The sequence below is a fragment of the Collinsella tanakaei YIT 12063 genome, assembly GCF_000225705.1.
GTDB classification, from domain to species: Bacteria; Actinomycetota; Coriobacteriia; order Coriobacteriales; family Coriobacteriaceae; genus Collinsella; species Collinsella tanakaei.
Window position 1 is genome coordinate 40,800 of sequence record NZ_JH126474.1, and the last position, 15,837, is coordinate 56,636.

At 59.7% G+C, this 15,837-nt stretch carries 13 protein-coding genes; 8 read left to right on the plus strand and 5 right to left on the minus strand.

Annotated elements, in window-relative coordinates:
- Nucleotides 1–471: 471 nt before the first annotated feature.
- The 3 genes from purB to HMPREF9452_RS10075 form a co-directional block, all read right to left on the minus strand.
- On the minus strand, nucleotides 472–1,821 hold the full coding sequence (purB, locus tag HMPREF9452_RS10065) for an adenylosuccinate lyase (protein WP_009142028.1): 1,350 nt from the start codon (nucleotides 1,819–1,821) through the stop codon (nucleotides 472–474).
- A gap of 85 nt (nucleotides 1,822–1,906) precedes the next feature.
- On the minus strand, nucleotides 1,907–2,500 hold the full coding sequence (locus tag HMPREF9452_RS10070) for an iron-sulfur cluster scaffold-like protein (RefSeq protein ID WP_009142029.1): 594 nt from the start codon (nucleotides 2,498–2,500) through the stop codon (nucleotides 1,907–1,909).
- A 122-nt stretch (nucleotides 2,501–2,622) separates the two neighbouring features.
- Entirely contained in the window at nucleotides 2,623–3,414 is a 792-nt protein-coding gene (locus HMPREF9452_RS10075) for a hypothetical protein (protein WP_009142030.1), read from the minus strand.
- Nucleotides 3,415–3,578: 164 nt separating this feature from the next.
- Between HMPREF9452_RS10075 and HMPREF9452_RS10080 the strand changes: the two genes are divergently transcribed.
- Nucleotides 3,579–5,135, plus strand: coding sequence for a helix-turn-helix transcriptional regulator (locus HMPREF9452_RS10080; RefSeq protein WP_009142031.1), 1,557 nt, complete (start codon nucleotides 3,579–3,581; stop codon nucleotides 5,133–5,135).
- A gap of 85 nt (nucleotides 5,136–5,220) precedes the next feature.
- On the opposite strand, the gene HMPREF9452_RS10085 is transcribed toward HMPREF9452_RS10080, so the two are convergent.
- Nucleotides 5,221–6,585 carry a coproporphyrinogen III oxidase family protein gene (locus HMPREF9452_RS10085; protein ID WP_009142032.1) on the minus strand — a complete coding sequence of 455 codons (1,365 nt, stop codon included), beginning with the start codon at nucleotides 6,583–6,585 and terminating at the stop codon, nucleotides 5,221–5,223.
- 455 nt (nucleotides 6,586–7,040) lie between these two features.
- Between HMPREF9452_RS10085 and HMPREF9452_RS10090 the strand changes: the two genes are divergently transcribed.
- The 5 genes from HMPREF9452_RS10090 to HMPREF9452_RS10110 all read left to right on the plus strand — a co-directional run bounded on the left by HMPREF9452_RS10090 (nucleotide 7,041) and on the right by HMPREF9452_RS10110 (nucleotide 12,478).
- Entirely contained in the window at nucleotides 7,041–7,763 is a 723-nt protein-coding gene (locus tag HMPREF9452_RS10090) for a 4Fe-4S binding protein (RefSeq protein WP_009142033.1), read from the plus strand.
- 15 nt (nucleotides 7,764–7,778) lie between these two features.
- Nucleotides 7,779–10,028, plus strand: coding sequence for an aldehyde ferredoxin oxidoreductase (locus HMPREF9452_RS10095; RefSeq protein WP_009142034.1), 2,250 nt, complete (start codon nucleotides 7,779–7,781; stop codon nucleotides 10,026–10,028).
- A 21-nt stretch (nucleotides 10,029–10,049) separates the two neighbouring features.
- Complete coding sequence (locus HMPREF9452_RS10100; RefSeq protein WP_009142035.1) at nucleotides 10,050–10,727, plus strand: cytochrome c3 family protein; 678 nt, start codon at nucleotides 10,050–10,052, stop codon at nucleotides 10,725–10,727.
- Between the two features lie 268 nt (nucleotides 10,728–10,995).
- Nucleotides 10,996–11,256: a TIGR03905 family TSCPD domain-containing protein gene (locus tag HMPREF9452_RS10105; protein ID WP_009142036.1), complete on the plus strand. Its 261-nt coding sequence runs from the start codon at nucleotides 10,996–10,998 to the stop codon at nucleotides 11,254–11,256.
- A gap of 4 nt (nucleotides 11,257–11,260) precedes the next feature.
- Nucleotides 11,261–12,478, plus strand: a complete 1,218-nt coding sequence (locus tag HMPREF9452_RS10110; protein WP_009142037.1) for a hypothetical protein — start codon at nucleotides 11,261–11,263, stop codon at nucleotides 12,476–12,478.
- A 6-nt stretch (nucleotides 12,479–12,484) separates the two neighbouring features.
- On the opposite strand, the gene HMPREF9452_RS10115 is transcribed toward HMPREF9452_RS10110, so the two are convergent.
- Complete coding sequence (locus tag HMPREF9452_RS10115; RefSeq protein ID WP_009142038.1) at nucleotides 12,485–13,111, minus strand: GNAT family N-acetyltransferase; 627 nt, start codon at nucleotides 13,109–13,111, stop codon at nucleotides 12,485–12,487.
- 254 nt (nucleotides 13,112–13,365) lie between these two features.
- Here HMPREF9452_RS10115 and HMPREF9452_RS10120 point away from each other — a divergent pair, with 254 nt between their 5' ends.
- Both HMPREF9452_RS10120 and HMPREF9452_RS10125 read left to right on the plus strand, forming a co-directional pair.
- The gene (locus HMPREF9452_RS10120; RefSeq protein ID WP_009142039.1) at nucleotides 13,366–14,097 is read left to right on the plus strand and encodes a response regulator transcription factor; all 732 of its coding nucleotides are present in this window, start codon (nucleotides 13,366–13,368) and stop codon (nucleotides 14,095–14,097) included.
- Nucleotides 14,097–15,764 (plus strand): sensor histidine kinase, encoded by a 1,668-nt coding sequence (locus HMPREF9452_RS10125; RefSeq protein ID WP_009142040.1) that lies wholly within the window; start codon nucleotides 14,097–14,099, stop codon nucleotides 15,762–15,764. Before HMPREF9452_RS10120 ends, HMPREF9452_RS10125 begins: the two co-directional genes overlap by 1 nt.
- Nucleotides 15,765–15,837 lie beyond the last annotated feature (73 nt).

The following is a 15,837-nucleotide window of genomic DNA, read 5'->3' on the forward strand; positions in this document are numbered from 1 at the left end:
GCGCGACGCCATGTCGCAGGCGGGAAAGAGGCCCTGCGTGGCGAACTGCGCGACGGCCCGCGAGATGGCCTGCTGGGTCTGGGCGATAGCGCTCATGGTCCGGTAGCGCCCGCGGCGAGATAGGAGTCCGACCCCGGGGCGCGCCGCGCTCGAGGCCGTTGGGAGGCCATTCCAGTTCCTTTTTCTGGGCAGCGGGGGACCGCCACGCCCGCCACGAGACTGCGATGAAGCCGGAGGCCCCCAGCCGTAGCAACGAAATGCGGTTCCGACCCGCGGATATTAGAGTGCCGAACGTGCGTCGAGCAGACACGCCCTCAAGCGGCGCGTCCCCCGGGTGAAGATAGGTCGTCCCCGCCCCCCGCGGTAGCTCCCCGGGGGCGGGGACGTTTTGCCACTTGACAATGTTCAACTCATATTAAAAAGGCCCCGGGATGTGCCCCGAGGCCTTGGCAGATGCATATAAGGGAGGCTTTACTCCTCAAAGGAGAGCGTTTCCAAGCGCTTGAACACCACGTCGATGCGGGTGAGGAAATCCCAGGGATCGAAAATCTCATCCAGCTTCTCGGAAGAAACAGTGCATTCGGGGTCTGCTTCCAGGCGCTCGCGCAGGTTGGGGCCGTCGACCGCGGCGTGGACATCGTCCCAGACCGCCATGGAGTTGCGCTGGACGATCTTGTAGGCGTCCTCGCGGGTGATGCCGGTGTCGACCAGGGCCAGCAGGACCTTGGAAGAGAAGATGAGGCCGCGGGTGAGGTTGAGGTTCGCCTGCATGCGCGCGGGGTACAGGATGAGTCCGTCGACGATGCGGATAAGGCAGTTGAGCATGTGGTCAAGGGCGATAAAGCTGTCTGCCTGGGCCACGCGCTCGGCGGAGCTGTGCGAGATGTCGCGCTCGTGCCACAGGGCGACGTTGTCAAAGGCGACCTGGGCGTTCGCCTTCACCACGCGAGACAGGCCGCAGACCTTCTCCAGGGTGATGGGGTTGCGCTTGTGGGGCATGGCAGAGCTGCCCTTTTGACCCTTCTTGAATGGCTCTTCGGCCTCAAGGGTATCGGTCTTCTGCAGGTTGCGAATTTCCGTGGCGATACGGTCGCAGGTTGCAGCGGTGGTTGCCAGAACGCCGGCCAGATAGGCGTGGTGGTCGCGCGAGATGACCTGGGTGGACAGCGGGTCGTGGGCCAGGCCCAGGCGCTCGCAGACGTACTCCTCAACAAACGGGTCGATGGAGCTGTACGTGCCCACCGCACCGGAGATCGCACCGAAGGCGACGTTCTTGCGTGCATCGAGCAGGCGATCCAGGTCGCGCTTGAGCTCCCATGCCCAGCTGCCAAACTTCATGCCAAAGGTCATGGGCTCGGCGTGGATGCCGTGGGTGCGGCCAACGCACAGGGTCTCGCGCTCTTCAAAGGCGCGGCGGCGGCAGATCTCGCCCAGCTTGCGAACGTCTTCGATAATGATATCGGTAGCCTGGACCAGCTGATAGCACAGGGCGGTGTCGCCCAGATCGGAGCTGGTCATGCCGTAGTGCACCCAGCGGCTTGGCTTGGGCTCGCCCTCGGGCACCTCGGCGTCGATATACTCGCCCATATTGGTGAGGAATGCGATGACGTCATGGTTGGTGACGGCCTCGATGGCGTCAACCTCTTCTTTGCTGAACTTGGCGTGCTCGCGAATCCACGCGGCCTCTTCGCGCGTGATGCCAATCTTGCCCATCTCGGCGTGGGCCTCGCAGGCGAGCACTTCGATCTCCTGCCAGATGGCGTACTTGTTCTCAAGGGAGAAGATGTGTCCCATTTCGGGGCGAGTGTAGCGGTCGATCACCGGCGACTCCTTCTGTACAAGCGGCGCGCGCCGCGCAGGTCAGATACATCCATTGTAGCGTGACGGGGTGTTGGCAACCCTTGCGCTACTCGATTTCGCCCAGCTCGTGCATCTCTTGGTCAACGCGCTCGTCGCGCAGGGAGCAGTTTTCCGTGAGCAGGCAGTTGACGCACATATAATCGCAGGGAATCTCCTGGGTGAGCTGCGCCAGGGAGTAGCCCTTGATGCGCAGGCAGTAGTCGCCAATGAGCGCGCGAACCGCCTCGATGCCAAATACCAGCGTGTAGATGCGGCTCTTGGGAAGCCCTCCCAGCTCCTCATCAAGTTCTTCCTTGGTGATGGCGAGCGCTTGCTCAAAGGTTTTACCGGGCAGCTTGTTTGCCAGCAGGGCCGCGCAGCCAATGGCGGCTAGGCATCCGTGGCTGCGAAAGCCCACCTCTTCAAAAGTCTCGGTATCCGGATCAATGCGGGCGAAGAGCTGCATTTGAACCGTGCCGCGCTTCTCCTTGCCCACGCTGCAAAAGGCGTTGGCGCCATCGGGGATACCGCAGTTGGCAGCATCCGCAATAAGGTCAAGGGTGGCGTCGGCGTACTCGGTGATGGGGGCGTCGTTCTCAATTTGGTACATGTCCGGCGTGCGCAGGAACGGGGTGTCTTGGGTAAGGCGCTGTTTGGCCATGGTATTCCTTCCGGGTGGGTGGTGCGTAGGTGTTTCGGTACGCGAGACGTTACGGCAAGCTCGGGCGGTAAGAGCGGTGTGGATAAGGCGGGCTGGGCAAGTAATCGCCGCGCGCCCGGTCTTTAGGGGTTGCGGCCCTTCTCAACGCCATAGAATTCCGCCAGTGCCTTGCCTTGGGCGTCGCTGAGGAATCTGGTGGAGTAGAAGAAGGTCTCATCCAAGCTGGTCTTACAGGAATGGATGTCTGCAAAAGCCTCCTCGTCCCCAATGCTCTCAAAAAGGCTGCGGGTTTTCTCGATAGACCACAGGTAGGGTGGGTTCATGAAGTCGAGGATGGATACAGGGCGGGGGTACACGCGCGACTCGGTGCGCACTACGTCGATAAACGTCGAGAAGTCGTCGTTTTCCGTGGTGATGAACAGTGCGTGGGCAAAGCTGCTAGAGAGAAGCGGCTTGGAATAGAGGTAGACGGATTTCTTGCCGTAGAGCAGCACCACATCGGACACGTCCGGATTGGGCAGGGGCGTGTCCTCGTCCACATCCTGTCCTTCTAGCAGCACGTCCAAGGGCTTGGGAGCCTCCATGTGGCCGATAGCGGGGGAATCATCGGCATGGGGGTTGCTCTCGATGTAGTCCATAAGGCCCGCCTCGAACGCCGCGGCATCCATCTCCTGCGGGGCGATGGCAAGGCGCTTCCAGCGCGCGGGTGTGGTGAGCTTGCCCTCATAAGAGCGCTGTCGCATGTCGGTAAGGGCTTTATCCCATGCGCGAACAAGGGCGTTGTGCTGGTGAATTTCCGCCCGCTGCTCATCCGTGAGCTGGGGGGCGTCTTTTTCCGCATCCTCGGCGGGCGAGATATCGCTTTCCAGCGCGGCGGGTGGAATTGTTGGCTGCTGATCGGTAGTGTCGGTCATTGCGCGCCTTTCAATGTGTGGCTCATATGTTGTTAGGTCCATGCAAACCAGTGTAGTACAAGGTATACTAAACCATCGCCAGAGATGGTTTTGGAGCAAACGTTATGGCAGCGTAGAAGCGTAGTCGCGTCAACGGCTCCAAAGGAACAAAAAGGGGAGAGAGCGTGTCGCAGGAAAAAGCGGACCAGACGGTTATGCCGCCATTGGGCTTTGATGCCTACAAGGTGCTGCTGCCTTCGATATTCGGCCTTGCGCTGAGCTCGACCGTGGTCAATATCTGCATCCAGGTTGCGCACGCCACCACGGGCACCTCTACGTTCTCCGGCTTCACCATGTTTATCTCCGCTGTGATAATCTCGCTGCTCTTTTTGTCGACGTTGGTGGTCAAGCGCTTTGATAAGCGTTTTATCTCGTCCACCACGGCCGGTGCGGTGGTGCTCGCCGGTGCGTGCTCGCTGGCGTCTGCGGTGCTCGAGGTGCTTGGTGCGGCGCCTTTGCCCTGGATGGTTCTGCTGCTGGGCGTTGGTATCACTGTGGGCAGCACCTACCTTGAGTTTTACTGGTTGCGAAAGCTGCGCGGGGTTTCCGCCCAGGCCGCGGTGGTTGTAGTGTTTGCCGCTTTGGCCCTTTCCGAGACCGCCACGTTTATGCTGAGCTTCTCCAGCGAGCTTGTGTGGTATGCCGCGGGCGCCCTGTTTACGGCGGCCCAAATGATCGCCATCAAGATCTCGCGCACCATGGATGCGCCTAGCGACTCGTTTCCCGCTGTGTCCGAATCGTATTTTGGTACGGACGAGAATCGCTTTTCTAACCGCAGCTTTCTTGTGGTGGCCGCCGTGGGCATATGGTTCATCTCCATCCCCATTGGCATGGGACGAGGATTTCCCGCTGGCGACCCTATCTACATGAGCACGGTGCCGCGCTTTCTCATCATGATCTTTGTATGGGTGGTCGCCGCCCTGTGGGTGCGAAACGGCCTTAAGTCGCGCATGCGCGCGCTGACCACCAGCATTTGGGTTGTTATGGAGATCCTCATCGCGCTGGGCGCCATCTTTTTTGCGATCTGGCCCAAGACCATCAGCATCGGCGCCTCGTTTGTCATGGCCGCCTCGCTGGTGCTCAACGCGTTTATCTGGTACTTGACCATTGCGTTCATTAGCTTTGGCTGGCGAGATTCGTTCTATTACGCATCTGCGGCGTGGGTGGCGAGCAATATGCTGGCCGTCGCCGGTATGAAATTCGATACGGCTATCACTCGCGTGATGCCCAGCAACGCGCCGGTCATCATATCGATCATGAGCTTTTTTGTGCTGGTGGCCACGCAGGTGGTGTTTACCAAGTTGCTGGCAGCGCCGTCCGAGCAAACGGAGAGCAGCCGCGCCGAGGGGCCCATTACAGAGGCGGACGTGCGTCGCATCCCCCTGATGGGCGTGCTTGCCATCTCCCCGCAGGCTCAGGCTCCCATGGTGAACCAAAAGCCCAGCGTGCACATTGCGACGTCGGTCATGGAGATGGCACAGACCTTTGGGCTTACGGGCCGCGAGGTAGAGGTGCTCACGCTCTACGCCCTGGGTCACACCCAAGCGCGCGTAAGCGAGGAGCTTAAGTTGTCGCCCAACACGGTGCATACGCATATCAAGCGCATCTACGACAAGACGGACCTGCATTCTCGCCAAGAGATTCTGGACTATATTGCCGAATACGGCACGCACGGAGCGTAAAGAAACAAAAACGGAGGCAGACCGCGCTTGTCTGTCTCCGTTTTTTAGTCACCTAGAATGGGCTGCCCTGTAGGCTGACGGCCGCTTATTGGTCCGCGCCCGCCGCTTCGTCGGCAGCCTTCGCCGCCGCGATCTGCTTAGCGGCGGAGTCGGCGAACATCTTGCGCTCGCACTCGGGCAGCAAGGTGCGCAGGCGATCGCGTTCCGTATTCATGCCAATAAAGATCTGGCGCATCATAACCAAGACAAGGTAGCGGCCCTTGCGGGTAAGGGTCAGCTCGTCCGCATTATTCTTATCAAAGGCGCCGTTGGCGGCCAGGTAACCGTATTCGACGGGCATGTCGTACTGAATGTACTTGCCAAAGTCGCGCCTCCAAGCGCGGTTGTCCAGGCGCAAGCCAAACAGCTCGCGACCCATGCGATAGCGCTTGCCGTTGGCGTGGCCCATGGAGATATGGGAGGCAACGCTCATGGTTCCCTCTTCGATACGGCGGCAGTATCCATCCAGCGAGGAGTCGTTGGTGTAGATGTCATCGCCCAAAAAGGAGTAGCCGCCGCAGCCTGCCGCCACGTACTCGCCGTAATCGACCACGTACTCGTCGATCATGGCGTCGCGGTCCTTGGCGAAGGTGTAGACGTCCGTAGCGTAGAAGCCCACGCCGCCCTTCTCAACCGGTGCGGTCATCTTGTCAAACAGCGTGTTGTACAGATCCTTTTCCAGGTTGTAATCGACCTGTCCGTGGAAGCAAGTTTGCATGAGCTTCTCGGACCCCGGCGAGGCCATCAGCGGATAGTAGGTGATCTGGTTGGCGCCGGTGGTGCGGAACACGTCGATATCGCGCGAGACCATCTCGGGGGTTTGGCCCGGGAAGTTGAAGATCATGTCCACATTGAAGGTGTCGAACATGTCGTGCACGCTTTGGATACGCTCGACAATCTCCTCGGCGCTGCCGTACTTGTTGTAGCGGTCCATTCGCTTGAGCAAGGTGTTGTCAAAGCTCTGCACGCCAACGGAGAATCGCTGGACCATATTGCTCAGTCGCTTGAGGCGCTCGCGGTCAAGGTGCGGCGGATTGGTTTCGCTGGAAACCTCTTTAATGGTGGGGAACAGCTCGCGCATGTAATCGATGGTGCGCTCGAGCTCGTCCATCATAATGGTAGGCGTGCCGCCGCCAATGTAGGCGCTGGGCGGTTGATAGCCAAGGTCATGGATCATCTTGAGCTCGCGCCTCAGCGCTTCGAAGTAGCGGCGCGCCGCCTCCTCGCGGAAGGGGAAGCGTGTGAAGGAGCAATACGGGCACAGCACGTCGCAGAATGGGATGTGAACGTAGAGCAGGTACTCGTGCCCCGCCTCTGGCGCGGGCAGCGTGCGGGCACACTCGCCCTTAGAGCGGAAGAGCTGACGGGCTCCTATGCCAACGGTTTTGGAAAGTAGGCGTTCGGATAGCATGGACGACCTCCGTGGGTGTCGCGTTTCTTGAGTGACTGTTGAACCAGTCTATTGTGCATCGATTGGCGCCTCGCTGCCACAAGGTTTGTTTGCAACACAAGCAAAACGTTATGAAGAGCGCTCCCATATGAATATAGTGGACGAGAAAATCAACCTATAAATACAATGGGGAATATAGAAACTCTAGCAAAATAAAGCGTTTGCAGTGGTTCAACGCCACTGGTTATCAAATGTAAACCCGCAGGTACAGCGTGTACCCTATAACAGGTGACAAGGTTTTAGGCCAATCGCGGACTATTTTTCAAAGATACCCATAACAAGGTGAATCGAAGATCGCGCCTTGACCCACAATGCATACTAACGGCGGAGACTGTATCGCCAACGGTCCCGCCAAAGTAAAGGTGCGATGCGCCGTCCCTTGGGCGTATCGCGTAATGCAGTAAGGGGAGGGAACTATGAAAGAGAACACCGCTTTGGAGCAGGTTGGCTCCGGCGCGGATCGCCTCGACTCCTTCTTCACCCGTCGCGGGTTTGTGAAGGTATCTGGCGCGTTCGTCGCGAGCATGGTGGCCCTGGGTCTTCTGCCGGACACCGCCGCAGCGGCTCCCACGAGCTCGAAGGGTAAGGTCGACTACTATGCGACCCCGTCCCACGTGCTCAAGGTCAACCGCGCCCGTTGCACCGGTTGCCAGCGCTGCGAGATGAGCTGCACGCTTCAGAACGATGGCGTGTCCCAGCCCGCAGCCGCCCGCATCCACGTGCACGACGGCTACCAGTTTGGTAAGGAGCTTGGGTCCGGCGACGGTATCTACTACTCTTGCGAGTGGAATGTCCGCGCCTGCCACATGTGCAAGACGGCCCTGTGCCAGACCGCATGCCCGCAGGGCGCCATCCTCACTGACGACAACGGCATCCGCTACGTCGACGCCGAGAAGTGCGTTGGTTGCGGTACCTGCGTCGCCGCGTGCCCCTATCACATGCCCGTGGTGAACACCGTCACCGGCAAGTCCTCTAAGTGCATCGCGTGCGGCCGCTGCGCCGAGCAGTGCCCCAACGGCGCGATTGAGCTTATCGAGTGGGAGGACGTGAGCCACTCCTCCGGCCCAACCAAGCAGGAGAACCCCTGGCCGCTCGTCTCCGAGAAGCAGGACTTCGTCGCAGGCGGCAAGATCGGTTAAGGATAGGAGAAGTAAATGGCTGATACCTCTTACGGTTGGGCTGGCTGGATCGCCCGCGTCAACCTTACGAGCGGTGCTATCACCGAAGAGTCCGATGTCGAGATGCAGAAGGACTACATCGGCGGCATGGGTTTTGCTAACAAGATCATGTACGACGAGGTCCCCGCAGGTGTCGACTGGATGGACGAGGAGAACAAGGCCGTTCTCGCTGTTGGCCCCCTCACCGGTGCCGGCGTTCCCCTGGCCGGTCGTTCTACGTGGGCTACTCTGTCCACCTATACCCAGGACCACCTGGTTGTCGACTGCCACTGCGGCGGTCAGCTGGGCGCCATGCTCAAGTACTCCGGCCACGACGGCCTGATTATCGAGGGCAAGGCCGATACCCCGGTCTACATCTTCATTAACGATGACAAGATCAGCATCGAGGATGCTTCCGCTCTCTGGGGCAAGGGCACTCGCGAGACCACCGAGGCCCTGTGCAAGAAGCACGGCCTTGAGTGCTGTGTCGCCGCCATCGGTCCCGCAGGCGAGAACCTGCTCCCTTACGCGTGCGTCATGAACAGCCGCTCCCACTCCGCGGGCGCTGGCCTGGGCGCCGTTTTGGGCTCCAAGAAGGTCAAGGCAGTCGTCGTCAAGGGCACCAAGGCCGTTAACGTTGCCGACCCGCAGATGGTTGCCGACCTGTCCGACTACATGATCGCCCAGGTCCTTGGCTCCAACAACAACCATGTCGTCCCCTCCACCCAGCAGTCCTGGGCCGAGTACTACGACAAGGGTTCTCGTTGGACCGCCAAGAAGGGCCTCTACTGGGCAGCTGCCGAGGGCGGCCCCATCGAGACCGGCGAGCCCAAGCCCTTCGAGCCCAACACCATGGGTTATCGCTGCATGAAGTCCACCAAGGACCTTGGCCCCGCAGCTGAGAAGTACACCGTGAAGATGGCCGGCTGCCACGGCTGCCCCGTGCGTTGCTACGCCCAGGTGAAGGTCCCTCAGGTTCAGGAAGCCACCGGCTACGAGTCCTCGGGCAACACCTGCGTTCCCAACTTCCCGTTCTCCGCGTACATGCAGCCCATCATGCAGGTTCCGGGCATCCAGGAGGGCGAGAACAAGACGCTCACCGACCTGTCCGTCTTCTACAACCAGCTGATCTCCGTCACGGTCGACGACCTTGGCCTGTGGTGCAACTATGCTCAGCTCTATCGCGACCTTGCCTGGACCTACAAGGAGGGCATCCTCGCCGAGCACTGCACTCCCGAGCAGATGGCTGAGTACAACTTCGAGGGCATCATGTCCGGCGATCCCACGTCGTTCATCAAGATTCTCCTCGATATCGCATCCAACGACACCAAGAACAAGCCCATTTCCTGGCTTGGTCACGGTCCGTACGTTTGGGCCGACAAGGACCACTGGAACCGTCCCGACTGGTTCGAGAACAAGACCTCCGCGCTGATCAACTACCGCGGCTGGCCGGTTCACCACGCCATCGAGTGCTTTGCCCAGGTTGGCGGCCTGTACAACATGGTCTTCAACCGCGATGACATGATCCACTCCGCCGTTAACCTCCAGGGCTGCGGTCTTCCCATCGAGCTCAAGAAGGAAATGGCAAAGGAGATGTTCGGCGGCGAGGACGCCATGGATCCGGACAAGAACTACACCCCCATCAACGAGCACAAGGTCGAGTTCGCTTGGTGGAGCATCGTCACCGACGTCCTGCATGACTCCCTGACGCTGTGCAACTGGGTGTGGCCCATGGCCATGGCTCCCGCTAAGGAGCGCAGCTACCGCGGCGACCTGGACCTCGAGGCCCAGTTCTACACCGCCGTCACCGGCCAGGAGGTCACCATCGACGACCTGTACAAGGCCGGCGAGCGTATCATGACCCTCCAGCGCGTCAACACCGTCCGCGGCATGAAGGACAAGGACGGCAAGATGGGCTGCAACGACATGCGCAACATCCATGACGTCATCACCGAGTGGGTCTTCACCAAGGATCCCGACATCAAGCCCTTCACCGCTGGTACCGACAAGATGGATCGAGAGGACTGGAAGAAGTCCCTCACCATGTTCTACAAGCGCTTTGGTTGGGACGAGGAGCTGGGCTGCCCCACTAAGCAGTGCCTGGCAGACCTGGGTCTTGAGCAGGAGTCCAAGGATCTTGAGGAGCTTGGCTTGCTGGTCGACGGCGGAGTCGCCTATGACGAGCGTACGCGCAAGTACGACGGCCTGCTGAAGAAGTACTGCGGCGATAACCCCGCGAACGCCTAGTGGTCTCGAGAGGAGAAAACAATGGCTGACGAGATCAAGGAGAGCACCGAGGGTACGCCCGAGGCAACTCCTAAGAAGAAGTTTGATTGGAAGGGCAAGCGCCTCCCGATCATCATCGCCGCTGTGGTCGTTGTGACCGTCATCGGCGTTGCCGGTTGGGCCTGGCATGCAACGCCTGAGTGCTGCGACGTTATCTGCCACAGCACCATGGGCAAGTACTACCAGACCTACACCCAGGACACCACCACCCTGGCTTACAAGCACCGCGCTGCTACCAACAACCAGTGCCTGGGCTGCCATGAGGCAACCCTGCCCCAGATGGTGCACGAGGTCCAGATCCAGCTGTCCGGCGACTACACCCAGCCGTTCGACAAGGTCACCTTCTCGAACGACTTCTGCCTGCAGAGCGGTTGCCACCTGGGCGCTGGCGTGATGCCGGGCGCTACCGAGTCCTCCACCAAGGACTTCAGCTTTGACCCGCATAGCGATTACCATGGCGTGCAGCAGTGCAACTCCTGCCACCTCATGCATGATCAGTCCGTCTTCACCTGCGCTTCCTGCCACCAGGTTGGCGCTTGGGAAGGCGAGGGCGGCGTGCCCGAGGGCTGGGTTGTCCAGGATCTGGGCAACGGCAAGACCGGCGCTGTCCCCGAGGGTTGGGCAACCCCCTTCACCTTCGAGGCCAGCAGCTCCAAGTAGTTCGCGCTTGCGCGCATAGCAAACTTGCTTGCAAAGAGGTCTCCGGCGGCGCCGGGGGCCTCTTTTGCTATGGGTTGCGCATGGTTAGATGGTAAAGGCGTGGGCGATAACCTTGGCCGCATCCTCGTCCACAGCATTCGCTGCCAGGTCCATTTCTTATTTCTAACTCTTATATATATGTGTACTCTGCTTAAGAAGGTTCGCCTTTGGGCGCGCGAGCGGGGATAATAGGCAAAACAAATTGGAATACCTTTACAAGGAGACCATCATGATTTCCCATGACTTCACGCCGCGCGGCGTCTGCGCTCGCTCCATTCACGTTGATCTTTCCGATGACGGCAAGGTTGTTGAGAGCGTGTCTTTTGTTGGCGGTTGCAACGGCAACCTTAAGGCTATCGGCAAGCTTGTCGCCGGCATGCCGGTTAACAGGGTTGTCGAGCTGCTGCAGGGCAATACCTGCGGACCTCGTTCCACGTCCTGCGCGGACCAGCTGACCCTGGCGCTGCGCGAAGCCGCTGCGGAGGCGTAGGTCCATGGGCCTGCTCAACGGGGAGTATAAGGGGTTTAGTCGCAGGCGTTTTGCATTGGGTAGCGTAGCCGCCGCGGGCGCGGTCGCCGCCGCAACGGGCCTTTCTGCCTGCGGTGGCGATGAGGATAAGAAAAAGTCTACGGGCGAGCCCCAGGAGATCGATGACGAGTCGATCGTCTCTGTTTTGGATGATTACAAGGCGCAAGACTTTGGCCTTGCCGCTGCCCAAACATGGACCCTACCCTTGGGAACCGTGCTGTTCCACTGCGAGGGCTCTTGGGCCGCGGCCATGCTCACGCCGGAAAGCGCCCTGCATCCCAATACCCTGGGCGTTCTTTCGCTGGCATCCGGAGCGCTCACCACGGTCCGAGAGGGCGCAATCAACGGTAGGCTTTACACCTTTTTCGATGTGCGCTGCGGTAGCTCGGCGTTTGCATGGGTAGAGATCGACTACAACACGCGCGACTGGAAGCTGTACGGCCAGGGCTTCTCCGAGGGCACGATGACCGGGGAGCCTGCAGAGCTCGATTCCGGTAACGCGGACTGGGAGCCTCCCATGTTTACGGTTACGGGCGATTCCGTGATTTGGCAAAAGATGCCCTTGGCGTCCGGTTCAAAATCATCGTCCGCCTCCCATTGCCTGCGGTGGCACGTGGGGGATAAGGAGGGCTCGGAGATCTGGGAGTCCATTGGTAGGTTCGCCACGCACCCGCGCGTTTCCGACAACATGCTCACCATTGTTCCGCGCGTGCTCAATGAAGAGGGCACGTATTACGGAATGACGGCCATAGAGTTGGACGATGACAAGCACAAGCAGATGGACCAGCTGGTGCTGCCCGCCTCTATCAGGCCGTTTGACGCGGTGTACACGGGCGAGCAGTTTGTCTTCTCTATTGAGGCAAGCTACAACTACGGTGGCAGCCTGGGCAACATGGGCACCTATATTGGACGAGAAGGCGAGCCGTACGTTTACTTTAGCCGCGAGCCCGCCGCGTGGACGTCGTTTAACGGAAATCGCTTCTACATCAAGACACAGTCCGCGCACTACATTGTCGATACGGCTGAGAACACGTATGACGCGATCTCGAGTCCGGACCATTCCCTGAGCTTTGGCGATTACCCGGCGAGCGAGGGTCATACCACGCAGTTTTTGGTGTACTCAACGGTGCGCGACACCCAGGGCATACCCCAGAGCGTGACGGCGCGCCTGTTTGCTATCTAGATGGAATTAGCTCTTGCTCGCCAGGCGCGCGTTGACCGCGGCAAGGATGCGCTCGCAGTCTTGGGGTGTGGGCGCATGGGGCGGCTGGGGGTTTGCGGGATGCGGGGCCAGGTGCTTTTCGAGCCACTGTATGCCCAGCCATCGTCCAAATTTAGATGCGCAATCGGTAAATTCGGCGCAGGTTCGGTAGCCGTGGCGGCGGTGGAACTCAATTGACCCGGTGTTTTCGCTGCAAATGCAAGACTCGCTATTGGTGATGCCCGCGCTCGCCATAATCTTCTCGAGGGCGTCTAGCAAATGGGCGCCCAGTCCGTTTCCGGTGAGACCCTGCTTAAGGTAGATGGATATTTCTGCCGACCATTGGTATGCCACGCGGTGGCCAAAGGGTCCGTACGAGGCGAACCCAACAATGTCTGCGCCGGCTGGCGCCGCTTCGCCTGCGGTGCCCAGGCCCTCATCGTCCTCATTGTCCATGCGCTCCAATACCAAGAACGTGTAGCGATCAAGGGCGGACTGAATGAGATCGGCATATTCGTCCACGGAAGGGGGCTCGACCTCAAAGCTCACGGTGGTCGAGGTCACATAGGGCGCGTACAAATCAAGAACGGCTGCAGCGTCTTTACGGCTTGCCAATCGAATCCTATACAACGCAGAATGCCCCCTCATGTTATGCGCGACTGATACGCAACTGGTAAAGTTGGGCATAATAATACGCTAGAGACGCTTCATGGGTTTTGGAGCGCATATTGAAACAGTCGGCAGGGGCTTTGGCGCCGCAACGCGCAAAAGGCCGCTTGGCGATGCGATGTGCAACCGGGCAACCCGTGCGCCGCTCTCTACGATAAAATGTGTAGGGTTCGCATCTTATGAGATAAGGAGGCCTCAATATGGCTTCGGACGCAAGGAAAATTCTGCTCGTTGAAGACGAGAAGGCGATTCGCGATGCCGTTGCGGCCTACCTCGAGCGCGAGGGATATTGGGTTGTTGGCGTAGGTGACGGCCAATCTGCCGTTGAGGAATTTGAAAAGCATCAGTTTGACCTCATTGTTCTCGATCTCATGCTTCCCAAGCTTTCCGGCGAGCGCGTGTGCCGTGCCATTCGCGATACCTCGGACGTGCCCATCATCATGCTGACCGCCAAGGGCGAGGTCGAGGACCGCATTATCGGCCTGGAGCTTGGTGCGGACGATTACCTGATCAAGCCGTTCTCTCCCCGCGAGCTGGTTGCCCGCGTCCGCGCGCTGTTCCGCCGTACCCATTTGGCAGATGAGCCGCAGGTCGAGGTTCTGGACTTTGGAGATCTGGTTATCGACATCTCTGGCCACAAGATTTTGGTCGATGGCAAAGAGGTCGACCTCACCGCTTCCGAGTTTAAGCTGCTGACCACCCTGGCGCGCCATCCCGGGCGTGTGTACAACCGTATGGAGCTGGTCGAGAAGGTACTTGGTTACGATTTTGAGGGCTACGAGCGCACCATCGATAGCCACGTGAAGAACCTGCGCGCCAAGCTGGGTGATGACCCCAAGCACCCCAAGTGGCTCTACACGGTACACGGTGTGGGCTACCGCTTCGAGGCTCCGGCCAAGCCCGCGGACGATAAGCAAGACGGCGCGAAGTAATGCTGCCGGCTCGACTCGTCCTCGATCAAAAACATAAACAGTCCGACGAGGCGGGTTCCCGCGCAAGCTGGAACACGCCTCGTTCCGATTCTCGCACCGTGATGAGCTACGGTATGCGCATGGCCCTGTCTTTTGCGCTGACGTCGTTCATGACGGTGCTTGTGTTGGTATGCGTTGTCACCGTGGTGTGGGGTGGCGCGTTTTCGGACTACACGCGCGCTAACGTTGTTGAGATCGCTCAGATAACCGCGCAGAAAATCGCCGCTGTATACGAGGAGAGCGGCGGATGGTTTACCGGTGACTTGGCGTCGATCACCGAGTCCAATCTTGTTTCAGACGATATTGGCATGCAGGTGGTGGACGCTGCTGGAAACGTGGTGTATGACGACACCTGGCCTGCGGCTTCGCTGGCGGCCGAGATAAAGCGCGAGCAAGAGCGCGAGGCCGCAGAGCAGGCGCAGGCCGCCGCCCAGAACCAGGCCTCCGCTCAGGGCGACGCGAGCGCTGCCGACGCTTCCGCGGCGAATGCGCAACAGGTTTCCGCAAACGCGGGGTCATCGTCCGAAAAACCGCATAGTTTGGTTTCAACCGCTCCCACCGATCAAGAGGGCGCGGTGTCCGAACCCGTGGTTACCGGCGATGGCGTCAAGATCGGCACCGTGCGCCTATGGGTTCTGGGCAGTGACGCTTTGCTTACCAAGGCGGATACGGCGTTTAGGGAGAAGACGTTTAACGCTATGGGCTTGGCGTCGTTTATCGCTATCGCCATCGCCCTGCTTATTGGCTTCTTTGTATCCAGCATGCTCACCAACCCCATCCGCCGCATCACGTCGACGGCAAAGCAGATTCGCGACGGCGACTTGTCCGCCCGCACCAACATGCGCGGGGACGATGAGATCGACCAGTTGGGTGAGACGTTTGATGAGATGGCGACCTCGCTTGAGAAGGACCTTAAGCATGAGCGGCGCCTAGCCAGCGACGTTGCCCACGAGCTGCGCACGCCCTTGATGGCGATGCTCGCTACGGTCGAGGCCATGCAGGACGGCGTACTGCCCACCGATGACGAGCACCTTGAGACCGTGGCGTCCGAAACCCGCCGTCTGTCTCGCCTGGTGCAGCAGATGCTGGACCTGTCGCGTATGGAGAACCGTACGGCCCCCATGAACCTGCGGCCCGTGGATATCTCTAACCTGGTGCGCAACGTTGTGGACGCGCAGCATCCGCTGTTTCACGAGCGCGACCTGCACCTGCGCTTTGCGGATGAGACCGCTGGCAAGCAGGTGACCATAGAGGTGGATTCCGACATGATCACGCAGGCCGTCATCAACATCATGAGTAACGCCATGCGCTACACGCCGGAGGACGGTTGGGTAGTGGTGACGGTGCGCGCAGATCGCCGTCACGTGATGATCTCGGTTTCGGACACCGGCATCGGCATTGCAAAAGAGGACCTGTCGCGTATCTTCGGTCGCTTCTGGCGCGCAGACGCCAGCCGCGCGCGCGAAGCCGGGGGCCTGGGCGTAGGCTTGGCGGTCACCAAGCAGATTGTCGAGCGCCACCATGGATTCATCTCCGTGGAGTCTGAACTTGGAAAGGGTACAACTTTTACGATTCATCTGCCGCGCGAGCACACAGGTGATAGCGCATCAACTACAATGGTGGATTAGCTGCGAAGGGCCAGCCCGCACGGGCTGGGGCCGCGGCAGCGTTACGTGGCAACATATATAAAGGAGTTGATCT